The sequence below is a fragment of the Curtobacterium sp. Curtsp22 genome (assembly GCF_059492135.1).
The window spans coordinates 3585911-3610750 of sequence record NZ_CP168519.1 but is presented as its reverse complement, the minus strand read 5'-3'; the positions used below and the strand labels follow the sequence as shown (position 1 = coordinate 3610750).

Sequence of the window (24840 nt, the reverse complement as noted above, 5' to 3'; positions counted from 1 at the left end):
GACGTGCGCTGCTGCCGGTCCGTCAGTCGGTGAGTTCCACCACCAGCTCAACCTCGACCGGCGCGTCCAGCGGGAGCACGGCGACGCCCACCGCGCTCCGCGCGTGGACGCCGGCGTCGCCGAACACGTCGCCGACGAGGGTCGACGCGCCGTTCGCGACGCCCGGCTGCCCGGTGAAGGACGCGTCGGACGCGACGAACACCGTCACCTTGACGACGCGCGCGACCCGGTCGAGCGAACCGGCGACCGACTCGACGGCGGCGAGGGCGTTGAGTGCCGCCACACGCGCCTGGGCCGTGGCGGTCTCGGCGTCGACCGCGCCGCCCACCTTGCCGGTGACCGGCAGCGAACCGTCCACGAACGGCAGCTGACCGGCCGTGTAGACGTACCGGCCGGTGACGACGGCGGGCACGTAGGCCGCGACGGGGGCCGCGACCGCCGGCAGGGTCAGCCCGAGCTCGGCGAGCCGGTCGGCGACGGTCATGCGTCGGCCTTCGGGCGCTTCAGGTAGGCGACGAGTCCGCCCTCGGGGCCGGTGACGACCTGGACGAGTTCCCACCCCTCGTCACCGAAGTTGTTGAGGATGGCGGTGGTGTTGTGGATGATCAACGGGGTCGTGAGGTATTCCCAGCGAGTCATGGAGATCCTTGCCAGCCTTTCAGTCGGCGGTGTCGTTTAGGCTGCATCCTATGTCTGCCCAGAAGACGTCTGCCTCGCGGACCAAGCCCGTCTCTGCAGTCGGCGCCTTCGTCGGTTTCGTCGGTTTCAGCGTGCTCGCCGGTCTGCTCGTCACGATCGGTGTCACCCCGGCCATCGCGGTCGCCGGTGTCACGACGACGTCGACGATCGGCGTGTTCGAGTCCCTGCCGGAGTACATCGAGATCGGTGACCTCCCGCAGCGCAACGAGCTGTACGCGTACCAGGGCGGCAAGAGCGTGCACTTCGCGACGGTCTACGACCAGAACCGTCAGGAGCTGAAGTTCGACCAGATCAGCGACCAGCTGAAGAACGCGGCGATCGACGGCGAGGACAAGCGCTTCTACGACCACGGCGGCGTCGACATGACCTCGCTCGTCCGTGCGGGCGTCGGCTCCCTCGCGGGCGGCCTCGGCGAGTCGGGCGGTGGGTCGACGCTGACCATGCAGCTCGTCCGCAACATCAAGATGAACCAGGCGCTCGAGCTCCCGACGAAGGAAGAGCAGCTCAAGGCCTACCAAGAAGCGACCGAGACCTCCATCCCCCGCAAGCTCGAGGAGATGAAGCTCGCGATCGGGCTCGCCAAGAAGTACACCCACAAGGAGATCCTCACCGGGTACCTCAACATCGCGTACTTCGGCGACCAGACCTACGGCGTGCAGGCCGCCGCGCAGCACTACTACAACAAGAGCGCGACCGACCTGACCCCGGCCGAGGCCGCCTCGATCCTCGCGATCGTGCAGTCGCCGAACACGCGCAACCTGTCGAACCCGAAGTACTACGACGCCAACGTCGCTCGCCGCAACGTCATCCTCAAGTCGATGTACGCGCAGAAGCACCTGACGAAGGCCGAGTACGACGAAGCCGTCAAGTCGAACCCGAAGGACTACGTCCACCTGACGCAGCCGTCCCAGGGATGCCGCGCCTCGGTCGGCGACGGCTCGCAGTTCTTCTGCGACTACGCGGTCAAGGTCGTCAAGGAGATGTCGCAGCTCGGCGCCACCCAGAAGGACCGCGATGCTGCATGGCGCAACGGCGGGTACAAGATCCAGACAACGCTGGACATCGACCTGAACGCGCAGCAGAAGCAGATCCTGAACACGTACGACAACAAGGCGGAGACCCGGATCGCGCTCGGAGCCACGCTCGACTCGGTCGAGGTCGGCACCGGACGCATCCTGACGATGGCGCAGAACAAGGACTACGACCAGTCCCTGCAGTCCCCGCCCACCGCGACCTCGCTGAACTACAGCGTCGACAAGAAGTACGGCAACTCGAACGGCTTCCAGACGGGTTCGACCTTCAAGGCGTTCACACTGCTCGACTGGATCAAGGCCGGGCACGGGCTCAACGAAACGGTGAACGGCACGGCGCGGGTGGTGTCGCCGTGGAATATCTGTGGTCAAACCGACTACACGCAGTTCGACGTCTCGAACGACTCGCCTGGCGAGAACGGAAACTACAGCGTCATCGGAGCCACCGCTGGTTCGATCAACGGCGCATTCGCCTCAATGGCACAGAAGCTCGATCTCTGCGAGATCAAGAGCGTTGCGCAGAACTTCGGCGTGCACCGTGCCGACGGCGGCGAGCTGACCACGAATCCGTCCTTCATCCTCGGTACGAACGAGATCGCGCCGCTCACGATGGCCGCCGCCTACGCCGGTATCGCGAACAACGGCCTCTTCTGCGCCCCGGTGGCGGTCGAGCAGATCACGAACGCCGACGGTAAGCAGCTCGGCGGACAGCCGAAGGACTGCAAGCAGGCCATCGACCCCGCGGTCGCGCAGACCGCGGTGTACGCGATGAAGCGGACGATCACGAGCGGTACCGCTCGCGGCGCGCAGACCTACGACGGCACGCAGATGTTCGCCAAGACCGGTACCACGGACGAGGCTGAGCAGATCTGGCTCGTCGGCGCGAGCACCCGCGTCGCGACCGCGTACTGGCAGGGCAACACCGACGGCAAGAAGATCAACCTCCGTCACTTCAGCAATGGTGTGAACGGCACGTACGCCGGCGTCCGTGCCGACGTCTGGCGCCAGGCGCAGACCCCGGTGAACGCCGCGTACCCGGGGGGCGCCTTCACTGATCCGTCGTCGTCATCGATCCGCGGGAACAGCATCCAAATCCCCGACGTCGCGGGGAAGACCGTCGAGGAAGCCCGTTCAGCAATTGCGGGCGCTGGGTTCACGTACGTCGACGGCGGCTCGCAGCCGGGTTCCGAGAAGGCCGGCACCGTGAAGGCGACCTCCCCCGCGAGCGGTTCGTTCCTGTCGAAGGGCGCGAGCGTCACGGTGTACACCTCCGACGGATCGCAGATCGTCATGCCCGCCATCGCCGGCGCAACGCTCGACACCGCCCGCTCCAAGCTCAACCAGCTCGGCTTCACGAACGTGAACATCTCAGGCTCCTACGAGAAGGGCGGCGCCGGTAAGACGTGCCGTGTGGCCTCGGTCGACCCGGGCGTGCACGCCGCGGCGAGCAAGGACTCCGCGGTGACGCTGACCCTCTACGGCGACAAGAACGGCAAGGCGCCCAAGGACTGCAAGTGAGTCGCGGTCGCGCTGCGCTGGGGGTCATCGCAGCGGGCGCGGCCGTCGGTGCCGCGTCGGCGGCCTGGGGCACGCTCGTCGAGCGACGTCGGTTCGGTATCCGGTGGGAGACCATCCCGGTGCTCCCGCCGGGGTCGCGCGACGTCACCGTGCTGCACCTGTCCGACATCCACATGGCGCCGTGGCAGGCCGACAAGCAGCAGTGGCTGCGTGACCTGAGCCTCGTCGAGCCCGACTTCATCGTCAACACCGGCGACAACCTCGGGCACCCCACGGCCAACGCTGCGGTGGAGTACGCGCTCGAGCCGTTCCGCGGCGTCCCCGGGGCGTTCGCGCACGGGTCGAACGACTTCTACGGGCCGACGCCGCGCAACCCGCTCAAGTACTTCGGCGGTCCGAGCACCCACAAGCACGGCACCCGTCCGGTCGAGCTCGACATCGACCGGCAGACGGCGTTCTTCGAGTCCCTCGGCTGGCTGGACGTGAACGACCAGGCACACGCCATCGAACTCCGCGGGTCGCGGTTCGAGCTCTTCGGGACGTCGGACGCCCACCGCGACTGGGACCGGCTCGACCTGCTGCCGACCAACGTCGACGAGATGCGCGGCGACGTGCCCTGGTCGGAGGACGAGGACGGCCCCTCCCCCGTCGCCCTCGGCATCACCCACGCGCCGTACCGCCGGGTGCTCGACGCCTTCGTCACCCAGGGCGCCGACGTCATCTTCGCCGGGCACACCCACGGCGGACAGGTCCAGGTCCCCGGCGTGGGTGCCCTCGTCACGAACTGCGACCTGCCGCGTCGGTACGTCAGCGGGCTGCACAAGTGGCAGCACCGTGGGCACTGGTCGTGGCTCGAGGTCTCTGCGGGCCTGGGCACGTCGATCTACGCGCCGGTCCGCTTCGCCTGCCGACCCGAGGCCGTCGTGGTCACCCTGACCGCCCGAGCCTGACCGGCCAAGCTGGAAGTGGCCCCGCTACCAGTGCAGCGGGGCCACTCGAGTGCTCCAGGGGACGATCTGCTGCCCTCCCGGATCGCGTCGCCAGTTCGTGTCCGACTCAGATGGTGATCTTGCCGGAGAACGGCAGCTGGTTCTGCCCGGGGCAGCCAGCGCCGGGCTCGACCAGCGCCGCCGTGATGTAATACGTCCCGCTCGGGATGGTCGTCGAGGTCGAACCCTTCTTCGTGAACGTGTACGTCGTGTTCAGCTTCTTGAACTGAACGACGTTCGTGACACGCGTCGCGCCGGCGCTCGGGCCGTTGCGGAGGGCCATGACGAGTTGGCTACCGCACCCGTTGTACGAGGACATCGACACCTTGATCGGACCCGAGCTGTGGGATCGCCCCCGCTCGAAGAACGCGTTGCCGCCGTTCTTCGGGACGCTTCCTTCGATCGTCGAAGTCGTCGCTGCCGAGGCCGACGCGGCCGGACCGATCACGAGTCCCATCGCAACCGCTGCCGAAGCCGCAATCAGGGCAAAACGCTTCTTCGTTTCCATGGGTGCACACCCTTCCTTCCCCACCAAGCTGGTAGGGCTTCATGCGTCATGTGACGCGCTGAGCTCTGTACGACGAGGCGACTCCCCCTACGAATGATGATCGCCGCCCCGGGTCGAAGCTGGCAGCAGAGACCCGCCGGTGCAAGTCGACAACCCGCAATGCATCGCAGGACACAGTGCCGCCACGTGCGTGGTCAAGACCACCCATCCGGTCGTGTAGACTCGATCCGTCGCTTCGAGAGAAGCGAACACACCGCGGGGTGTGGCGCAGCTTGGTAGCGCGCCTCGTTCGGGACGAGGAGGTCGCAGGTTCAAATCCTGTCACCCCGACACTGTGTTGAGACAGTAAGTAACACCGGAAGCCTGGCGTCGATGGACGCCAGGCTTCCGTCGTCTCGTCGCGCAACTGAAGCTGTCCAGAGGACAGTTCGCTAGGAGCGCCGATGCGTCTCCAGACACATCTGCCAGATCCCTTGCCTGATCGTCCGCCTGAGCTCGCTAGCTTTCCGAGAGTGCATCACTCCACAGGTACGGACGTCCCGAAACGGCGAGGCATGAGCCGACGATCCATGCTCGCAACGAGCGGTGCAGTCGCGTCGGCATGGGTGGTCGCTTCTCTCGAGACCTCTCCAGCGCAAGCAGGAACCGTCGTGCCGCCATTCGACGTCGCGGTAACGACCACCTCCACGTTCGACACGGCGCACCGCATCCGTTACGAAAATACCGCCCCAATCGTGGTCACCGTACCCGCTATCGCCGCGTTGGCTGGGGCCTCCTTCACCTTGACCTTCGACGAGCGGGGCTTCTCGGACACCCTCGACGACGCCATGCTGTCGTTCGGGAAGAGCACGATCGCCTGCCCTACCCGTCGTCAGGCCGGAAGCGTGACAGTCACTCTTCCCCAGGAAATCAGTGACGCGGAGCGTGGAGGCGCACTCGCCCTCCCCCTCGCCAGCGTAGGACCTCTGATGAATGACGGCATCGGCGCTCTCAGGCCGTCAGCGATGTTGATCGAGACAAGCACAGGCACGACGCGCACACCTGTCGACCGTCCGGCCTCGGTCGAACTTCCCGCACCCGCGTTCCGCCCCATCCTGTCGGTCGGATGGACGTCGATTCGTCTGACTGATGGCGAGTACGATCTTCCTTCGGTCATCACGGTACTCAATGAAGGTCCAGGAGCGCTCCCTGTCGGCGCGCTCATCGCGGTGAGCTATGACCCTGAGATAGTCAGAGCGTGCTCGTTATCTCGAGTAGTGGATCCATCCGTCCCGTCCCAGGGGCAGACTGCACTCGATTTGGAACTCGACTCATCCGGGCCCGGAAGCCTCAGTCTTCGCCTGATCCACGACATGTTGCCGGGCCACTCGGTGTCCGCCGAGCTGACCTTCGCGACTGACCTTGTACAGGGGCACGCACCTCAATATGCCGCGGTCTCACTCCAACTCACGAGCGAGCACTTCGCGCGAATCCGACCGGCAGCGAGCATGACAGAGACCTCACGAACGAGTGGCGGACTTTCGACAACTGCTCCTCGACTTCAAGGAGTCAACTGATGGATGCGCAAGTGCAGGCCGCGCAGAACTGGTTGAACACCCGCTACCGGTCCATCAAGGGGTACGAGGTAATATCCGCGGACGGCATCCCGGGATGGGCAACGATGTACGCGATCACGAAGGGTCTCCAGCACGAGCTCGGGATCAGCGCGTTGTCCAACAACTTCGGAGAAGGCACCGCTTCTGCATACGTCTCCAAGATCAACAAGCTCTCGTCTTCCTCGAAGTACAAGAACGTGATCGGGCTGCTGCAATGCGCTCTCTGGTGTAAAGGGTATGCAGCGGGAGCAACCTTCGGCACATGGGCGGACGCAACATCGTCGTCGGTGTCGACGATCCGCGCTCGCCTCGGCGTAACCAGCGGTACTGACGTCGACGTGAAACTTATGCGGTCTCTCTTGACGCTGGACGCCTACACCATGCTGTCCGGCGGAAGCGCGGCGGTGCGCCAAGCACAGCAGTGGCTCAATGGACGCTATTCGTCCCACTCGGGTTATCGACTTGTCCCTTGCGATGGGATCTACAGCCGCGACGTTCAGTTCGGTTTCATGCTCGGTATTCAATACGAGATCGGCATCTCGGACAGCGCTGCGAACGGGAACTTCGGCCCAAGCACCCAGTCTGGGCTTCGAAATCAAGCGAATGTGGGCCCTGGGTCAGCGGATGGCGCAAAAAAGTTTGTCTCGCTCTTCCAGTTGGCATTGCTGTTCAATGGCGAAAGCGTGACGCGAACCGGTTCGTTCAACAGCACACTGGAGGCCTCAGTTCGGAAGTACCAGAGCTTCATGCTCCTCGAACAGACTGGGCGAGGCGACTTCGATACGTGGGCTGCGCTACTCGTTAGCACGGGAAACCCGGACCGTCCGGTGCGAGGAGTCGACACCACCACGAAGGTGTCCAAGGAGATGGCAGCCTCGCTTCGCACCCAAGGGTTTGACGTCATCCTTCGCTATCTCACCGTTGCCGCCAAGAGCATCGCGAGGGGCGAACTGGACACCTTGTTCAGTGCTGGCTTTCGGGTCTCGCCGGTCATGCAGAACTGGAACAATGCCGCCGAGTTCTTCCGTGAGGACTTCGGCTATGAGGACGGCTACGCCGCAAGCCTCAGAGCACGACAACTTGGCTTCACCGAAAACACAGTGATCTTCGTTGCGGTGGACTACGACGCGTTCGGCGCCGAAATTCAGACCCGCATCCGGCCGTACTTCGTGGGCTTCCGAAACGGACTCAAAGCGTCAGTACGGCCGTATCGCATCGGGGTCTACGCTACGAGGAACGTCGCAGCGGAGGTTGCGTCTATGGGCCTTGCCGACGCCATCTGGGTGAGCGGTATGTCGACGGGGTACTCAGGCAACCTCGGCTACCCGATGCCTCGGGGTTGGTGGTACAACCAGATAAAGGAAGACAAGAGCCAGAACATCGATCGGAATGCGGTATCCAGTTCTGCGGCTCCAGCGACGCGCGCCGACGTGTCGCTTTCTCCCGCATACTCTGAGGAGATTTGGTCGGCCCAGTTCGACGTGTCGAAGATTCAATACGTGGCCGCGAAGGTCGCTTCCCGAGAAGCTTTGGAGCCGGCGGAAGATGTTGCAAGCATCCACACGCTGGGATTCCTGATGCAACGCTATTACGATTCGGCGCAAGTAGGCAAGTCGTTTGCCGCGGCATTCAATGCCTATTTGCCTCGGCTCCAGAATGCTCCGGGTGATCTGGGGCTGGCGCACTCACGGGTACGTGGGGAGATAGACAGTACATTCCCGGACGTAACGGCGGTCCTTGCGAACATGCCACATGATCCGGCGCACATGGCCGCGACAGCACAGGGCGTCCTGCACTGGGGAGACCACGCACATTCGAGCTTGCTCGGAAAGGGCGATCTGGGAGGCTGGGCCCTTGATCTCGCGACGTTCTGGGGCAAGTACAGGGCAGCAGGAAATCCAGACATCGAGAGCTTCGTGTCGGCACACCTTGGAGTCAAAGACGACGAGAACACCTTCGGTGAAAGCGACCTGTTCGGCGATGCAGACGGCTGGCTTGTTGGCCACGCAACGAGGGGCGGACTAGCTGCGGACGACGCTTTCCGTGCGGTCTACGTGGCGAACGCCCGGGCGGAGGACCGTTTAGCAGCCTTCTTGAACGCGCGCTTCGGAAGCCGTGCTGTCGCGGTCGCTGCCGTCAAGGATGTTTTCCGGTCTGCTTCGTTCACGAACTTCGCCAGCGTATTTGCATTCGTCGATTTCAAGGCATTCCCGACGGACTCCGAGCTCGAGACCTTCGCCGCTAGCGCTGTGAAGCAGCTCTACGACAAGGCGGGCCTCGGGTGAGACGATTGTCCGGGTCCATCGCATTCGCCGCCGCCGCGGGGTACTCAGCTGTGCTGAGCGGGCTGGCCACGAACTTCTCCGCCCGCGCGAATCTACTTGCGCCCAGCTGGCTGGGTCTGGTCGCGCAGATCGCCGTGCTGGCCGGAGCCGGGTTCGTGATGGCAGCCGTCCTCCGTCGTCCTTCCATGCAGCAGTATCGTCGGCCCGCTCTGATCGGTGCAGCCGTGGTGCTGGCTTGCACCGTGGCCGTTTTCGGTTTCATCAGCTTCGTCGCGATGCACGGGCACCCCCTGCTCGAAGGGTTGCTCCTTGCTGCGACGGGCACGTTCGCTGCCGCATGGTCGGCCGCGTCCGTCGTGGGCGTCATAGCACTGGGGACGCAGCGAGTTCCTAGTGCGGTCTTCATTCCGCTCGGCTTGGTCACCGCGTTCCTGCCGGTAGGTGTCGCGTCCCTGCGCATCGCTGTCCTCAGTCATGGTCTCGCTGCTTGACGGGAAGCGCTGCGTCAAAACAGTGGAGCCAGGAGCGGGGCGACACCCTCCAGATCTTCCACTGTCCGATCTCCGGCTCGTGCCACTGCTGGGTTGGGGTAACCTGACCGTGTCATGCAACATCCGAGCGACCCCCTCACCGCGATAGCCGAACAGATCGAGGCGCGTTTCCCCGAACTGGCCACGGACCCGGACCTGGCGCAGAGCCTCGAGGACAACGTCACCTCGATGATCCACGAGGCCTACGCCCGCTACGCCGCGGGCGACGGTTCCAGCATCGTGAGCGATGCGTTCCTCGACCCCGAGCACCTCGCGACGGGCACCCTGCACGCCGAGCAGTCGCAGCACCCCGCCGGAGCGATGCTCGCAGCGGAGATGCTCTTCGACGCGTACCTGCCGGTCTTCGTCGAGGAAGTCGGTGCCGTCGACGTCCCCGACGTCCTGCGAGCCACCCGCGCGCTCCACGCGGGCATCTGGAACCGGTTCCCCGCCGGCGCCATCGCCTACACCGAAGCGCTCCGGCAGCGGGCGAGCAGCGCGCACCTGGACTCACGGACGCAGATCGCCCGAGACCTCCACGACCGGATCGCCCACGCGATCATCGCCGGGGTGCAGCGGGTCGACCTCGTCCTCTTCACGGATCCGCCGGCGCCGACGAGGGTCGGACACCTCGAGGATGCGGCACGACTCCTCCGCGACGCGCTCGGCGAAGTGCAGGACCTCGCGGTCGCCCTGCACGCCCGGGTCGGTGACGACCTCCTCGACTCCGCGCTGGCACGCCACGCGGCGGACCTCTTCCCCGAGGACGCATCGATCTCGATCAGCTCGCACGGGACACCCGTGGCGATGCCGAGCTGGAAGTCCGAGGAGGCCCTGACGATCCTGCTGGAGGCGCTGACGAACTGGCGGAAGCACGCGCGGGACTCGACCGCGACCGTCCACTTCGAGTGGTCCGACACCGCCGTCACCGTCACCGTCTCGGACGACGGACCGGGCTTCGACGACACCGAGGAGCGCAGGGGCCGGTTGGGGCGCCGGACGATGCAGGAGCGAGCCGGGTTGATCGGCGCCCGGTTCGCGATCACGAGCCGACCGGGCGACGGGACCACCGTCGCGCTCATCGTCCCGATCGGCGGCGTGTGACCGGCTTCGGTGTGGTCCACCTCGCGATCGTCGACGACCACGACCTGTTCCGCGAAGGCCTCGCGGCTATCCTCGGCGCACGGTCCGGGTTGCGGGTCGTGGCGCACGGCGCTCGCCCGGCGGACGTCCTCGCCACGACGGAGGCCGTGGCCATCGACGTACTGCTCCTCGACGTCGAACTCGACGGGCCGCCCGCTCGGACCACGATCGCATCACTGCGCCGGACGCGTCCGGACATCGCGGTCATCGTGCTGACGATGCACCGCGACGCGGTCCTCCGCCGTACGCTCCTCGCGGCGGGTGCGACCGACTTCCTCACCAAGACCACGCCGAGCAGTGAACTCGTCGAGCGGATCATCCGGGCGGCGTCCGACCGTCCGCCCACGTCGTCGACGGCGGAGACGCAGTCCGACACGGGGACGGCCGCCCTGTTGAGCGACCGGGAGCTCGAGGTCCTCCGGCTCATCACGCGCGCCCGCACCAACGCCGAGATCGCCGCCGAACTCGGCCTCGCCATCGGGACGGTCAAACGACACGTCTACAACGTCTTCCGCAAGCTCGAGGTCAGCTCCCGCGTCGCCGCGATCTCCGCCGCGACACGGCTCGGCCTGCTCGACTGAGCGCCCGCTCGGACGGGCTAGACCGACGCGCCCTCCCCCGCAGCCACGAGCCGGCCCTCCGCGTGCAGCCCCGCCACCACGTCGAGCGCCTGGTGCCGGTACCGCGCCTGGGCCGCGCCAGGAGCGACGATCACGCCGTTCGCCCCGGTGGAGGCCACGAGGGCGTTGATCTTCGCCGCGACCTCGTCCGCGGTGCCGTACGCCTGACGCTCGGTCCGGGCCTGGATGAACCGCCGCTCGAGGTCGCTGAACTCGTACGCGCGGGCCTCCTCCATGGACATCGGCTCGGGCTTCGCGCCCTGCCGCATCCGGATGAACGAGATCATGCCCGGGGCACTCTGCTCGTCGATCACGGCGGGGTCCTCGTCGGTGACGACCTGCACGCCGATCAGCGCGTTCGGGGTCTGCCGGAAGCGCGACGGCCGGAAGGAGTCACGGTAGAGCACGAGCGCGGCCTCGGTGTTGTCCGACGCGAAGTGGTGCGCGAAGGCGAACGAGACGCCGAGGGCACCGGCGACCTGCGCGCTGTACCCGGAGGACCCGAGCAGCCAGAACTCCGGCACGTCGCCGTAGCCCGGCACCGCTTGGATCCTGGCGAGGGGGTTCGCGGGGTCCATCCCGGTGAAGAAGCCGATCAGGTCGGCCAGCCGGTCGGGGAAGTCGTCGACGTCGAGCCGGTCCGTGCGGCGCAGCGCCATCGCGGTCGCGCCGTCGGTGCCCGGGGCACGCCCGAGGCCGAGGTCGACCCGGTCGCCGTAGAGCGCGCGGAGCGTGCCGAACTGCTCCGCGATGACGAGCGGCGCGTGGTTCGGGAGCATGACGCCGCCGGAGCCGATCCGGATGGTGGACGTCGCGGCCCCCACGGCGCTGAGCAGCACCGCCGGCGCGGAGGACGTGATCCCCGGCATGCCGTGGTGCTCGGCGACCCAGAAGCGCTCGTAGCCGAGCTTCTCGGCGTGCACCGCCATGTCGATGGAGCCCTGCAGGGCTTCGGTGTTGGACTGGCCGTACTCGCGGGTCGCCAGGTCGAGGACGGACAGGTGCACGGATGCGTCGCTCATGCAGTCGCCAACGCCACCCGGCCGACGTGCATTCCGCACCGTGTGCGGGCCTGGAGGCGCGGGTCGGCGCCGACCCGCGCCTCCAGTCCGGCAGACCGTCGCGTCTGCACGAGGCGGGCCGGCGGACTCGTCAGTCGCCGTCGAGGCGTCCGCCGGACTCCGTGAGGTAGCAGTTGGCGCACAGCGACTCGTAGGTGACGTCCACGCCGTCGATCGCGACCTGCGACCCGTCGAAGACGAACCGTCCGTCGACCTTCCGGGCGTTGAAGACCGCCTTGCGGCCGCAGCGGCAGATCGTCTTGAGTTCCTCGAGCGAGTGCGCGACCTCGAGCAGCCGGGCGCTGCCGGGGAACGCCTCGGTGCGGAAGTCCGTCCGGATGCCGTACGTGATGACCGGCACCTCGTCGAGGACGGCGATGCGCAGCAGGTCGTCGACCTGGCGGGGCGTGAGGAACTGCGCCTCGTCGACGAGCACGCAGCTGACCGGCCGGACCATGCCGTCGAGCCGGTCCGACTCGGGGTCGGTGGCACCGGCCTCGGTGACGGCCGCGCGGACGTCGGCGTCGGGCGTGAACACGATGTCGACGGTGCGGGTCACTCCGAGGCGCGAGACGATCTCACGGTCGCCCTTGGTGTCGACCGACGGCTTCGCGAGGAGCACCCGGTGACCGCGTTCCTCGTAGTTGTAGGCCGCCTGCAGGAGCCCGGTGCTCTTGCCGCTGTTCATGGCGCCGTAGCGGAAGTAGAGCTTCGCCACTACGCGAGGAACCCGTCCTCGGCCGCACGACGGATGAGGTCGGACTTCTTGGACGCGGGTCGACCGACCTTGCTGTACTTCTCGCGCACGCGGCGCAGGTAGGTCTTCGCCGTCTCGTACTGCACGTTCATCTGCGCGGCGACCTCGTTCGTCGAGTAGCCCGACACGTACAGGCGCAGCGCTTCCTCTTCGCCGTGGCTGAGCTTCGGCCGCTGGTGCGCGTTCGCCCCGGTCGGCAGCGGCCGCCAGTCGCGCTGCGGCGGGGTGCCCCGCGCGACGCCCATGATCTCGCGCGCGACGTCCATGACCTCGCGCATGGGGAGCGACTTCGACAGGAAGGCGGCGGCGCCGGCGGCGAGCGCACGGTCGCGGGACTCTCGGCTGTCGACGCTCGACAGGACGATGACCTTGGCCCCGGCGGCACGGCAGGTGCGCACGCGGGCCTCGATCGAGACGGGTTCCTTGAGCTGGAAGTCGAGGAACACCAGGTCGGTCGGGAAGTTCTCGCTGTGCACCATCTCGAGCCACGTGTGGGCCGTCAGCGCGAGGTCGAAGTCGAACGCGTTCACCGCGATCCAGCTCGACAGGCTGTCCAACAGCACCTCGTGGTCGTCGAGGATCGCCAGCCGCACGCGTCGTGTCCCCGGGTTCGGGACGGCGGGCGCACCATCCGTGATCCGGCTCGGGTCAGTGCTGGTCATACGAGAACCTTAGTGCGAGGGCGGAGGGTCGGACCGCGACGTCCAGATCGGGGAACGTCACGCGGAGGACCGCGAAGTAGGGGTCGAAGGTGCGGTGGATGCCGACGTCGGAATCGGCGACGGCGAGGTCGATCGCGACGGTCACGCCGCGGCCGGTCGCGAGCGGCTGCGCGGTCCCGGTGGTCCGCTCGTCGCCGCCTGCGCCGCCGTCCGCGTCGCCGGGCGCCCCGTCGTCCGTCCCTGTCCGTCGGATCGTGGTGCGGAACCCGGCGGGGTCGACCGTGGAGGCACGCAGTGCGGCCCGCAGGAACGTCCGGACCACCGTGCGCTGGTCGGCGTCGAGGGTGGCGATGAGCCCGTCGGGGTCGTCGACGACGGCGTCGGTGCCACCGTCGGTGCGGACGGCCTGCTCGAACCAGGTCCGGTCGGCGTCGGCCACCATCGAGCGCCGGATGCCGTCGGCGATAGACCGGGCCCGGGCGCGGTCGGCGTCGGTGATGACCTCGCGCGTGCGGAGCTCGGCGAAGAAGGGTGCGACGTCGCGGGCGAGGATCGTCGAACGGTCCTGCTGCACGCTGGCGTCGATGCCGTCGCGCTCCGCGCGCTCGACCGAGTACGACCCGGCACGGATCTGCACGCGCTCGGCGAGCCCGGCGAACGTCCACGCGAACACCGCCGAGGCCGCGGTGAGCACGAGCGTCGGCGCTGCTGCCATGAACGCCGCGACGCCGATCGGGACGTGGTGCGGGAACGCCCACGCCCCGATGCCCCACGAGACCCCGGTGACGACCGCGAGCAGCAGGCCGCCCAGGGCCAGGTCCGTCCAGGGTCGGTACGGCGCCGTCATCACGATGCCGGTCGCGGCGAGCAGGGACATGAAGTCGTTCAGTGCGCTGCGGTCCGGGCCCCACTGGGCGGCGACGCTCGTGATCGTCGCCGCGGCGAGGAGCAGCACGTGCACCACGAAGGCCCAGCGCGGGAACGGTGCGCGGAACGGACTCGACGCGACGAACACGACCGCTCCGGACGCCGCGACGAGCAGCACGGTGAGGGCGCTCAGGGTGGGGCTGCCGACGACGTCCCGGTCGAAGACGGACACGAACAGCGCCCACAGCACGCCGCAGGCGCCGAGCACGATCGCCAGCGGACGGGACCCCATCGCGCCGAGCGGGTCGTACTGCTGCGCGGTGCGGCCGACGTCGCGGGCGGCACCGGGGCGCGTCACCGGCCGACCTCGGACCCGGCGTTCGGCACCGGGGTCGTCCCGGTGACCGCACCGTACGGCACGGACATCATGACGCTCGTCCCCGAGCCCGGCGACGACCACACCTGGACGTCGCCGCCGACCCGGCCGATCCGCTCCCGCACGGACCCGCGCAGGCCCATCCGGTCGGGGCTCGTCGTGGACTCGTCGAAACCGCGGCCGTCGTCGACCACCATGACCGTGCACGCCACCCCGTCGTCGAACACGCTCACCTCGGCCGCGTCGGTGCCCGCGTGCTTCCGGACGTTCGCCAGGCACTGGCCGACGGCACGGAGGATCGCCGTCATCGCCGCCTGGTCCAACCGGACGAGGGCCGCGGGGTCACCGGTGACGGTCACCGTGAGTCCGAGCGCACGGTGGTCGTCGACCATCTGCTCGAACGCGCGCACCGCGGCACCGGGTTCGGCTCGCGCCGGGCGGGCCCCGGGGGCGAGCCACTCCTTGCCCGTGAGCATCGCGACGTCCGCCTCGACCGTGCGGGCGAGCTGCGGGTCCATCGGGCCGTCGGGCGCGAGGGCGATCGCGCCGAGGTGGTTGAGGACCGTGTCGTGCAGGATGGCCGCCGCCTCGGCCTCGACCCCGGCGCGGTACGCGGAGACGTGCTCCTCACGCGCGGAACGGAGCAGCTCGGGCTGCACACGCTCGGAGCGGGCGGTGTTGCGGCTCGTGATGAGCACGAGGGCGATGACGAACGCGAGCGTCACCCACGCGAGTGCGAGAGGGTGCGAAGGGCCGCCTTCCTGCGCGATCGCGATCGACGTCGCGACCCGACCCACCAGGAACCCGGCGATCGACCACAGCGCCACCCGGCCGGCGACCGCGCCGGCACCGCCCACCAGTACGAGCGGGATGATCGACAGGGAGAGCAGGTACGAGGCGACCCACCCGGCGGGGACCTCGCGCTGCACGACGACGGCGAACCACCACGCGCACACCCCGCCGACGACGAGGAACGCGACCGCCGACCGCCACGTGCCGAACTGCACGTGGACGGCGATCATGCCGAGCATCGGGACCAGCGCCAGCACGGCGCCGATCACCCGCACGTCCGGTTCGGCCAGGCGGTAGAGCACCAGGGCGATCGCGGCGGCGGCGAGCGAACCGATGGCCGCGGCGTGGAAGGCCCGCACGGTCGACCACGCGTTCACTCGCGGAGCGAGGTGCGTGGGGATGCCGAGCACGGGTGGGGGTCCTTCCGGACGTGGGGGAACGCCGCCCACGATCCAACCACCGTTGGTGCGACCGTGTACCCCGATTGTCGGAGTGATCGGCGACCCGCTCGATGATACCGGCACACGGGTGTTCCCGGTGTCCCCCGAACGCGGACCGACGCCCTCGTGCCAGACGCCCGTCAGAAGAGCGTCGGCACGACCGGTGCAGCCCGAGGGACCAGGCGCTGGTCGAACCCCGGATCCGCGCGCTTGAGCGGCGAGGACGTCGGACGGGACTGCTCCTCGAACAGCGACGGTCCGGAGATCGCTCCCGCCGGCGTCGCGGGCGCTGCCCCCGGGTCGCTCAGCCGGTTCGAGAACCCCATCGAGCCGGTCGCCGGATCGACGTGGCCGAGCCCCATGCCGTGCGCGCGCAGGATCGGACGGACCCGCTCCGACAACCAGCGCCGGTAGTCCTTCGGCGCGTAGGTGTTGTCGAGGTACATCGACCGGTAGCGCTCGACGAGGTCCGGCCGCGTGCGCTGGAGCCACGCGAACCACCAGGGCTTCACGCCGGGACGCAGGTGGAGTGCGGAGTACATGACGCTCGACGCCCCGGCGGCCGCGGCTCGCCCGACGGCGTCGTCGAGGTGGGCCCGGGTGTCGGTGATGTACGGCAGGACGGGCATGAGGAACACGGAGCACGTCAGGCCCGCGTCACGGATGGCCCGGACCGTCGCCAGGCGCGCTGCCGTCGTCGGGGTGCCTGGCTCGACCTGCTGCTGCAGTTCGTCGTCGTAGACCGCGATCGACATCGCCAGGTCGACCGGCACCGACCGCGCGGCCGCGACCAGCAACGGGATGTCGCGGCGCAGCAGGGTGCCCTTCGTCAGGATGCTGAAGGGCGTGCCCGAGTCGGCCAGGGCACGGATCACGCCGGGCATCAGCCGGTACTTGCCCTCGGCCCGCTGGTACGGGTCGGTGTTCGTGCCGAGCGCGACCGGGTGTCGGTCCCAGCTCGGCTTCGTGAGCTCGCGGTGCAGGACGTCGGCCACGTTCGTCTTCACGACGATCTGCTGGTCGAAGTCCACTCCCCCGTCGAACTCGAGGTAGGTGTGGGTCGGGCGGGCGAAGCAGTACACGCACGCGTGGCTGCAGCCCCGGTACGGGTTGATCGTCCACCCGTACGTCCCACTGCCGTCCGCGCTCGGGACACGGTTCAGCGCGCTCTTGGCCAGGACCTCGTGGAAGGTGACACCCGCGAACTCCGGCGTCGTCACACTCCGGACGAACCCGCTGTTCGACTCGAGCCCGGGGAGCGCATCGCTCCGCGAGGCATCGATCGCCTGCCCACTCCACCGCATGCAGTCATTCGAACACACGTTCGAACGACATGCAAGCAGGGCCGGCTCAGTGGTGGAGTCCGAGCACCTTCGCCGTGCGCTCGAGCGTCGCGTCGGCGAGCTCGGCGTCGGACCCGAGGTCCTGCCCGTAGGTGGGCACCATCACGCGGACCGCGGCTTCCCAGCGGTCCCAGCGGTCCGGGAAGCACTTCCGGAGCAGGCCGAGCATGATCGGCACCGCGGTGGACGCCCCCGGGCTCGCACCGAGCAGGCCAGCGATCGAGCCGTCGGCCGAGGTGATGACCTCGGTGCCGAACTGCAGGACGCCGCCCTTGTCCTTGTCGGGCTTGATGACCTGCACGCGCTGCCCGGCGGTGATCCGGTGCCAGTTGCCCGGCTCGGCGCTCGGCATGAAGTCGCGCAGGGCGTCGAACTTCGTCTGCTTCGAGGCAAGGAGCTGCCCGATCAGGTAGCGCACCAGGTCGAAGTTGGAGAACGCGACGCTCAGCATCGGCCGGAGGTTGTGCGGCCGGATCGACTTCACGAGGTCGAAGAGCGAGCCCTGCTTGAGGAACTTCGGGCTGAAGCCCGCGTACGGCCCGAACATGAGCGATGCGTTGCCGTCGACGATCCGGGTGTCGAGGTGCGGGACGGACATCGGCGGGGCACCGACGCTGGCCTTGCCGTAGACCTTCGCCGAGTGCTTCTGCACCACCTCGGGGTCGTCGGTGCGGAGGAACTCGCCGGAGACCGGGAACCCGCCGTACCCGCGGATCTCCGGGATGCCGGACTTCTGCAACAGGTGGAGGGCCCCGCCCCCGGCGCCGACGAAGACGAACTTCGCCGCGATGCGCTGGGTCGACCGACCGATCTCGTTGCGGACGTCGAGCACCCAGCCCTCGCTGACGGTCGAACGCGTGAGCTTCGTGACCTGGTGCGACGGCTCGAACTCGACACCGTCGATCTCGAGCTGGTCGAAGAGCTGCCGGGTGAGCGACCCGAAGTCCACGTCGGACCCGGCGGCGGAGTAGGTCGCCGCGATCGGCTGGTCCTTCTTCCGACCCGGGATGAGCGCGGGCGCCCACTTCCGGATCTGCTGCGGGTCGTCGGAGAACTCGAGCCCGGCGAAGAGCGGGTGGTCCTGCATCGCCTCGTACCGCTTGCGCATGTACTCGACGTTGTCGGCGCCCCAGACGAACGAGATGTGCGGCGTGGGGTTGATGAAGTTCGACGGTTCCGGCAGGTCACCGGTCTCGACGAGGTGGGCCCAGAACTGGCGCGAGACCTGGAACTGCTCGTTGACCGTCACGGCCTTGCTGATGTCGACACGGCCGTCCGACAGTTCCGGCGTGTAGTTCAGCTCGCAGAGCGCGGAGTGGCCCGTCCCGGCGTTGTTCCACGGGTTCGAGCTCTCCTGCGCGACGGTGCCGAGGCGCTCGTAGACGCGGATCTTCCAGGTGGGTTCGAGCCGGTGGATGATGGCGCCGAGGGTGGCGCTCATGATCCCTCCCCCGACCAGGACGACGTCGATGGGGTCCACCTGCTTCACTGCCACCCGACAATGCTAGCGGCGTCGGCTGACAAGCCGGGCCGGGAACGCCAGGAGGCGCGGTGCCAGCTGGCACCGCGCCTCTTGGATCGCACAGGGTTACGCAGCGACCGTCCGGCGCGCGACGATCGCTTCGGCGATCTGCACCGCGTTCAGCGCGGCGCCCTTGCGGAGGTTGTCGTTGCTGACGAAGAGCGCGAGGCCGTGCCCCTCGGGTGCGGACTGGTCCGCACGGATGCGGCCGACGAAGGACGGGTCCTGCCCGGCGGCCTGCAGCGGCGTCGGGACGTCGGCGAGCTCGACCCCGGGCGCGTCGGCGAGGATCTCGGTCGCACGCTCGGGCGACAGCTGGCGCGCGAACTCGGCGTTGACCGAGATGGAGTGACCCGTGAAGACGGGCACGCGGACGCAGGTCCCGGCGACGAGCAGGTCGGGGAGCTCGAGGATCTTGCGGCTCTCGTTGCGGAGCTTCTTCTCCTCGTCGGTCTCGCCCAGCCCGTCGTCGACGATGCTGCCCGCGAGCGGGATGACGTCGAACGCGATCGGGCGGACGTACTTGACCGGCTCGGGGAACGTCACGGCGGAGCCGTCGTGCGTGAGCGCCGCGGTGTCCTGCTCGAGCGCTGCCCGCGCCTGGCCGAGCAGCTCCTCGACGCCGGCGAGCCCGGAACCCGAGACCGCCTGGTAGGTGGTGGCGACGAGGCGACGGAGGCCGGCCTCGGTGTCGAGCACCTTGAGGACCGGCATGATCGCCATCGTCGTGCAGTTCGGGTTCGCGATGATGCCCTTCGGCGCATCGTCGATGGCGTGCGGGTTCACCTCGCTCACGACGAGCGGGACGTCCGGGTCCATGCGCCAGGCGCTGGAGTTGTCGACGACGAGGGCGCCCGCGGCGGCGAACTTCGGCGCGAGTGCCCGCGAGGCGGTGGCGCCGGCCGAGAACAGCGCGATGTCGATGCCCGACGGGTCGGCGGTCTCGGAGTCCTCGACGACGATCTGCTCGCCGCGGAACGGCAGCGTGGTGCCGGCGGACCGGGCGCTCGCGAAGAACCGGACGTGGTCGGCCGGGAACGCGCGCTCCTCGAGCAGGCGGCGCATCACGGCGCCGACCTGGCCGGTGGCGCCGACGACGGCGACGGTGAGGGTGCTCATGCGGTGCTCCTGACGGGTCAGCGGCCGGTGCCGGCGTAGACGACGGCCTCGGAGTCGGCGTCGAGGCCGAACGCGTTGTGCACCACGCGCATGGCTTCGTTGAGGGTGTCGGCACGGGTGACGACCGAGATGCGGATCTCCGAGGTGGAGATCATCTCGATGTTGATCGACGCCTCGTGCAGGGCGCGGAAGAGCGCCGCGGAGACGCCCGCGTTCGTGCGCATGCCGGCGCCGACCAGGGCGAGCTTGCCGATCTGGTCGTCGTACTGGATGCCCTCGTAGCCGATGTCGGCCTTCGCGACCTCGAGCGCGGTCAGGACGCCCTGGCCCTGGTCCTTCGGCAGCGTGAACGAGATGTCGGTCCGCCCGGTGACGGCCTCGGACACGTTCTGCACGATCATGTCGATGTTCGCGCCGGCGCGGGCGACGATCGTGAAGATCTCCGCCGCCTTGCCCGGGGTGTCGGGCACGCCGACGACGGTGATCTTGCCCTCGGAGAGGTCTCCGGCGATGCCGGTGATGATCGGTTCTTCCACGGTTTCCCCCTCTGCAGGGTTGTAGACGATGGTTCCCTCGGCGTTGCTGAAGGAGGAGCGGACGTGCAGGGTGACGCCGTGCCGACGGGCGTACTCGACGGCACGGATGTAGAGGACCTTCGCACCGGACGCTGCGAGTTCGAGCATCTCCTCGCTGGTGATTCGGTCGACCTTCTTGGCCTTCGGCACCACGCGCGGATCGGCGGTGAAGATGCCGTCCACGTCGGTGTAGATCTCGCAGATGTCGGCGTCGAGCGCCGCGGCGAGGGCGACGGCCGTCGTGTCCGAACCACCGCGACCGAGCGTGGTGATCTCGCCGGTCGTGCGGTTGAAGCCCTGGAACCCGGCGACGATCGCGACGTGCCCGGCGTCGAGTGCCTCGCGCACGCGCTTCGGGGTGACGTCGACGATGCGGGCCTTGCCGTGCTGAGCATCGGTGAGCATGCCGGCCTGGCTGCCCGTGTACGACGACGCCTCGACCCCGAGGCTCTTGATCGCCATCGCCAGGAGCGCCATCGAGATGCGCTCCCCCGCGGTGAGGAGCATGTCGAGTTCACGTCCGGCGGGGATCGGCGTCACGGAGTGCGCGAGGTCGACGAGCTCGTCGGTGGTGTCGCCCATCGCCGAGACGGCCACGACGACGTCGTTGCCGGCCTTCTTCGTCTGGACGATCCGCTTCGCCACGCGCTTGATGCTCTCGGCGTCCGCGACGGACGATCCACCGAACTTCTGCACGATCAAGGCCACTGGTTGGTACTCCCGGGGACGACGGTTCCGCGACTGTCACGCGGTCTCATGATGGTAGTCGGTGTTTCGAGGATGTTGCGTCAGAGCCGGTGCAGACGCAAGGATCCTGCGCGCTGCCCGGCTCCGGCAGGTCAGCCGCCGACGACCCGACGGCCCTCGAACGCGCGGCCGAGCGTGACCTCGTCGGCGTACTCGAGGTCGCCGCCGACGGGCAGCCCGGACGCCAGGCGGGTCGTGCGGATGCCCATCGGGACGAGCAGTCGGCTGAGGTACGTCGCCGTGGCCTCGCCCTCGAGGTTGGGGTCGGTGGCGATGATGACCTCGTCCACCGTGCCGTCCGCCAGTCGCGTCATGAGCTGCTGGATGCGCAGGTCGTCCGGGCCGATGCCGTCGATCGGGCTGATCGCGCCGCCGAGCACGTGGTAGAGCCCGCGGAACTCGCGCGTCCGTTCGATCGCGGCGACGTCCTTCGCCTCTTCGACGACGCAGATGACCGCCGGCGACCGACGCGGGTCACGGCAGATGCTGCACTGCACGTTCTCGGTGACGTTGCCGCAGATCTCGCAGAAGCGGACCCGCTCCTTGACGTCCGCCAGGAGCTCGGACAGCCGGGTGGGGTCGAACGACTCGGTCTGGAGGATGTGGAACGCGATGCGCTGCGCCGACTTCGGTCCGATGCCGGGGAGGCGGCCGAACTCGTCGATGAGGTCCTGCACGATGCCGTCGTACATCAGGCGCCTTCCTCGTGGAGGGAGGTCTCCTCGATGAACTGGGCGTTCAGGATCTCACGCACGACGGCCTCGCCGTAGCGGCCCGCGACGGGGGTCCGGCGGACCTGCGGTGCGGGTGCGGCGGGGCGCTGGGCCGGTGCCGGGCGCTGCTGGCTCGGCGCGGGGGCGGCGGGCTGCTGCGGTGCGGCGGACTGCTGCGCGTCGGGGTAGGGGTCGCCGTCGCCGTACGGGTCGTCGTCGAGCGGGTAGTCGTCGACGGGGACGTCCGGGCTGCCGCCCGGTGCGGCGGACGGACCGTCGGACGGTGCGGTGGCCGGACCGGTGGACGGCGCGGCGCCCGGGCCGCGGTCGGCGTCGGTGTCCGGACTGCCGGGAGGCGCGGCCTGCGTCGACGGGGTCGCCTGCGGTGCGGGGGCACCCAGCGAGGACGCGGGGCGCAGCTGTGCCGCGAGGGCCGCGTCCGCCGTCGGGTCGGACGTGGTCGGGACGGGAGCGACGGGCTCACCGGTGTCGGTGGTGCCGAACGGTGCCGACCACGAGCGCTCGGCCCCGGCGGTGGGATCCGCGGCGGGGATCGTGGCGACGGCCCACTCGGTGACCGGGGCGCCGGTGGGCTCCGGGGCGGGGGCGGGGCGGGACTGCGTCGGGCGCTGGTCTCCCTGCGCGGGCGCCGCGTCCGGCCGTGCCGATGCCGATGCCGATGCCGGCGACTGTGCTGGTGCCACGTGCTCCGACGCTGCCGTCTCGCGCGCGGCGGGCTCCGGCGCCGAGGATGCTCCGGTGGCGGATGCGCCCCCACCGGACCCCTGGGCAGCGGATCGGTCGGCGGACTCCCCCGCCGCCGGCTGCTCGGCGGACCCGTGCGGCTCGGACGTCGTCGGCTCCGGACGCGCGGGAGCGGCCGGAGCTGTCTCGGCGGCCCGGTCGACACCGGGCCGTGCAGCACCCGCAGCAGCGGCACCGGCAGGCGCGGCACCCGGCGCCGGCTGCGCGGCCCCCTGCGGCGGCTGGGCCCCGGGCTGCTGCGGCGGTCGCTGCTGCCCCGGCCCACCGGGACCGCGGGCGACGAACTTCACACGGAGGCCGAGCACGTCGACGATCGCGGCCCGCAGGAGCTCGCTGACGCTGGCGTTCGGGTCGGACATCTCCTTGAACGAGGCGACGTCCTGCTGGCTCGGGAACGTGAGGGTGAGGACGTCGTCGCGCAGCGCCGTGACCTGCGCCGTGACGACCACGGACCACGCAGAACGCTTCTGCCGCTGGACGTGCTCGACGATCTGCGGCCAGGAGTCGCGGAGTTGCTGGAACCCGACGGCGCCGATGGGACGCACGGCCGGCTCGTCACCCGCAGTCGTGCCCTGGCCCGTGGAGGACGCGTTGGCAGCGCCCGCGGCGGGCGTCGGTGCCGCACCGGGGGCCGGCGTCGCCCCGGGTCCGCTCGACGGCGCCTCGGGTGCGCTCGGCACCGCGGCGGCCCACGAGGCAGCGGCATCCCGAGCGGTGGCACCGGGGTCGGTCGACGTCGGGGCCGGGGTGGCGGCCGGCTCGGCGGCGGCTGGCGCAGGAGCCGGCGCCGGCGTCTGGGCCTGGGTCTGGGCGGGAGCCGCGGGGGCCTGGGCCACCCGAGGAGCGGGTGCGGCCGGCTGCGTGCTCGGCGCGGGGGCGGTGGTCGACCCCGCGGCCGGGAGCGACTCCGGCCCGGCCTGGTGCCCGCCGGCGTCCCCGACACCGATGCGTCGCTCGAGTCGCTCGACCCGGGCGAGGGCACCGCGCTGGGTGTCGTCGGCCTCGGGCACGAGCATCCGCGCGGTCATGAGTTCGAGGTGCAGCCGCGGCGAGGTCGCCCCGGTCATGTCCGTCAGCGCCCGGTTCGCGATGTCCGCCGCACGCGAGAGCCCGGTCGCACCGAAGACACCGGCCTGCCGGGTCATCGTGTCGAGCTCTTCCGGCGAGACGCCCCGGAGCACGGCCGCGGCGCTCTCGTTGGTGGCGGCCACGACGATGAGGTCACGGAGGCGCTCGAGGAGGTCCTCGACGAAGCGACGAGGGTCCTGCCCGGTCTGCACGACCCGGTCGATGGCGGCGAACGCCGATGCCGGGTCGGCCACGGCGAGCGCGTCGACCACGTCGTCGAGCAGTGCGGCGTCGGTGTAGCCGAGGAGCGCGACGGCCCGCTCGTACGCGATCGCCCCGTCTTCGCTGCCGGCCATGAGCTGGTCGAGCAGCGACAGGGTGTCACGGACGGAACCGCCGCCGGCGCGGACGACCAGGGGCAGCACGCCGGGCGCGACCGAGACCGACTCCTGCTGGCAGAGCTGCTCGACGTACTCGAGCATCGCGGCCGGTGGGACGAGGCGGAACGGGTAGTGGTGGGTGCGCGACCGGATGGTGCCGATGACCTTCTCGGGCTCGGTCGTCGCGAAGATGAACTTGACGTGCTCCGGCGGTTCCTCGACCAGCTTGAGCAGCGCGTTGAAGCCCTGCGGCGTCACCATGTGCGCCTCGTCGAGGATGAAGATCTTGTAGCGGTCGCGCGCCGGGGCGAACACGGCGCGGTCGCGCAGGTCACGGGCGTCGTCGACGCCGTTGTGGCTGGCGGCGTCGATCTCGATCACGTCGAGCGATCCCCCGCCGCCGCGTGCCAGTTCGACGCAGCTCGGGCAGACGCCGCACGGGGTGTCGGTGGGGCCCTCGGCGCAGTTCAGGCAGCGCGCGAGGATGCGCGCGGACGTCGTCTTGCCGCAGCCGCGCGGGCCGCTGAACAGGTAGGCGTGGTTGACCCGGTTCGTGCGCAGGGCCGTCCGGAGGGGATCGGTGACCTGCGACTGTCCGATCAGCTCGGCGAAGTTCTCGGGCCGGTAACGGCGATACAGGGCGGTGACCACGCCCCAAGGGTAGCCGGGACGACCGACACCCGATGGTCGGACCGGACCGCCTGTGGGAAGTGGGCGGCGGGCGCTTGACGAACC

General features: G+C 69.2%; 20 protein-coding genes, 1 tRNA gene and 1 pseudogene. 8 read left to right on the top strand and 14 right to left on the bottom strand.

Annotated elements, in window-relative coordinates:
• Nucleotides 1-22 precede the first annotated feature (22 nt).
• Together ACEN8D_RS17515 and sp36 are read right to left on the bottom strand one after the other, a co-directional pair.
• Entirely contained in the window at nt 23-484 is a 462-nt protein-coding gene (locus ACEN8D_RS17515) for a RidA family protein (protein WP_309886408.1), read from the bottom strand.
• 11 nt (nt 485-495) lie between these two features.
• Nucleotides 496-639: pseudogene (gene sp36, locus ACEN8D_RS17510) on the bottom strand (Sp36 family protein); the annotation flags it as partial.
• 50 nt (nt 640-689) lie between these two features.
• On the opposite strand from sp36, the gene ACEN8D_RS17505 reads away from it, so the two are divergent.
• Nucleotides 690-3248: a transglycosylase domain-containing protein gene (locus tag ACEN8D_RS17505; protein WP_309779982.1), complete on the top strand. Its 2559-nt coding sequence runs from the start codon at nt 690-692 to the stop codon at nt 3246-3248.
• The gene (locus ACEN8D_RS17500; protein ID WP_309779983.1) at nt 3245-4198 is read left to right on the top strand and encodes a metallophosphoesterase; all 954 of its coding nucleotides are present in this window, start codon (nt 3245-3247) and stop codon (nt 4196-4198) included. Before ACEN8D_RS17505 ends, ACEN8D_RS17500 begins: the two co-directional genes overlap by 4 nt.
• Before the next feature lie 106 nt (nt 4199-4304).
• Here the strand turns inward: ACEN8D_RS17500 and ACEN8D_RS17495 are convergent, their stop codons facing one another.
• The gene (locus ACEN8D_RS17495; RefSeq protein ID WP_309779984.1) at nt 4305-4745 is read right to left on the bottom strand and encodes a hypothetical protein; all 441 of its coding nucleotides are present in this window, start codon (nt 4743-4745) and stop codon (nt 4305-4307) included.
• Nucleotides 4746-5001: 256 nt separating this feature from the next.
• Between ACEN8D_RS17495 and ACEN8D_RS17490 the strand changes: the two genes are divergently transcribed.
• The 6 genes from ACEN8D_RS17490 to ACEN8D_RS17465 all read left to right on the top strand — a co-directional run bounded on the left by ACEN8D_RS17490 (nt 5002) and on the right by ACEN8D_RS17465 (nt 10879).
• Nucleotides 5002-5075, top strand: a tRNA-Pro gene (locus tag ACEN8D_RS17490).
• Nucleotides 5076-5314: 239 nt separating this feature from the next.
• Complete coding sequence (locus tag ACEN8D_RS17485) at nt 5315-6301, top strand: hypothetical protein (RefSeq protein WP_413398262.1); 987 nt, start codon at nt 5315-5317, stop codon at nt 6299-6301.
• Nucleotides 6301-8625, top strand: coding sequence for a glycoside hydrolase domain-containing protein (locus tag ACEN8D_RS17480; RefSeq protein WP_309886404.1), 2325 nt, complete (start codon nt 6301-6303; stop codon nt 8623-8625). The genes ACEN8D_RS17485 and ACEN8D_RS17480 overlap by 1 nt, the downstream gene beginning before the upstream one ends.
• 5 nt (nt 8626-8630) lie before the next feature.
• Entirely contained in the window at nt 8631-9116 is a 486-nt protein-coding gene (locus ACEN8D_RS17475) for a hypothetical protein (protein ID WP_309779988.1), read from the top strand.
• Between the two features lie 114 nt (nt 9117-9230).
• Complete coding sequence (locus tag ACEN8D_RS17470) at nt 9231-10259, top strand: sensor histidine kinase (protein ID WP_309886402.1); 1029 nt, start codon at nt 9231-9233, stop codon at nt 10257-10259.
• Entirely contained in the window at nt 10256-10879 is a 624-nt protein-coding gene (locus ACEN8D_RS17465; protein WP_413398265.1) for a response regulator, read from the top strand. Before ACEN8D_RS17470 ends, ACEN8D_RS17465 begins: the two co-directional genes overlap by 4 nt.
• 17 nt (nt 10880-10896) lie before the next feature.
• On the opposite strand, the gene ACEN8D_RS17460 is transcribed toward ACEN8D_RS17465, so the two are convergent.
• The 11 genes from ACEN8D_RS17460 to ACEN8D_RS17410 all read right to left on the bottom strand — a co-directional run bounded on the left by ACEN8D_RS17460 (nt 10897) and on the right by ACEN8D_RS17410 (nt 24756).
• On the bottom strand, nt 10897-11940 hold the full coding sequence (locus ACEN8D_RS17460; RefSeq protein ID WP_413398267.1) for an LLM class flavin-dependent oxidoreductase: 1044 nt from the start codon (nt 11938-11940) through the stop codon (nt 10897-10899).
• 130 nt (nt 11941-12070) lie between these two features.
• Entirely contained in the window at nt 12071-12697 is a 627-nt protein-coding gene (locus ACEN8D_RS17455) for a thymidine kinase (protein ID WP_071295952.1), read from the bottom strand.
• Nucleotides 12697-13398 (bottom strand): response regulator transcription factor, encoded by a 702-nt coding sequence (locus ACEN8D_RS17450; RefSeq protein ID WP_413398269.1) that lies wholly within the window; start codon nt 13396-13398, stop codon nt 12697-12699. Before ACEN8D_RS17450 ends, ACEN8D_RS17455 begins: the two co-directional genes overlap by 1 nt.
• Nucleotides 13385-14623 carry a hypothetical protein gene (locus ACEN8D_RS17445; protein ID WP_413398271.1) on the bottom strand — a complete coding sequence of 413 codons (1239 nt, stop codon included), beginning with the start codon at nt 14621-14623 and terminating at the stop codon, nt 13385-13387. Before ACEN8D_RS17445 ends, ACEN8D_RS17450 begins: the two co-directional genes overlap by 14 nt.
• Nucleotides 14620-15843 carry a sensor histidine kinase gene (locus ACEN8D_RS17440; protein WP_309779992.1) on the bottom strand — a complete coding sequence of 408 codons (1224 nt, stop codon included), beginning with the start codon at nt 15841-15843 and terminating at the stop codon, nt 14620-14622. Before ACEN8D_RS17440 ends, ACEN8D_RS17445 begins: the two co-directional genes overlap by 4 nt.
• Nucleotides 15844-16013: 170 nt before the next feature.
• Nucleotides 16014-17177 carry an Rv2578c family radical SAM protein gene (locus tag ACEN8D_RS17435; RefSeq protein WP_413398273.1) on the bottom strand — a complete coding sequence of 388 codons (1164 nt, stop codon included), beginning with the start codon at nt 17175-17177 and terminating at the stop codon, nt 16014-16016.
• Nucleotides 17178-17223: 46 nt separating this feature from the next.
• The gene (locus ACEN8D_RS17430) at nt 17224-18711 is read right to left on the bottom strand and encodes a malate:quinone oxidoreductase (protein ID WP_308061379.1); all 1488 of its coding nucleotides are present in this window, start codon (nt 18709-18711) and stop codon (nt 17224-17226) included.
• 93 nt (nt 18712-18804) lie between these two features.
• Complete coding sequence (locus ACEN8D_RS17425) at nt 18805-19857, bottom strand: aspartate-semialdehyde dehydrogenase (protein WP_309779994.1); 1053 nt, start codon at nt 19855-19857, stop codon at nt 18805-18807.
• A 17-nt stretch (nt 19858-19874) separates the two neighbouring features.
• Nucleotides 19875-21140 (bottom strand): aspartate kinase, encoded by a 1266-nt coding sequence (locus tag ACEN8D_RS17420; RefSeq protein ID WP_070418403.1) that lies wholly within the window; start codon nt 21138-21140, stop codon nt 19875-19877.
• A gap of 131 nt (nt 21141-21271) precedes the next feature.
• Nucleotides 21272-21871 (bottom strand): recombination mediator RecR, encoded by a 600-nt coding sequence (gene recR / locus ACEN8D_RS17415; protein WP_070418402.1) that lies wholly within the window; start codon nt 21869-21871, stop codon nt 21272-21274.
• Nucleotides 21871-24756: a DNA polymerase III subunit gamma and tau gene (locus ACEN8D_RS17410; RefSeq protein WP_495601087.1), complete on the bottom strand. Its 2886-nt coding sequence runs from the start codon at nt 24754-24756 to the stop codon at nt 21871-21873. Before ACEN8D_RS17410 ends, recR begins: the two co-directional genes overlap by 1 nt.
• Nucleotides 24757-24840: the final 84 nt, after the last annotated feature.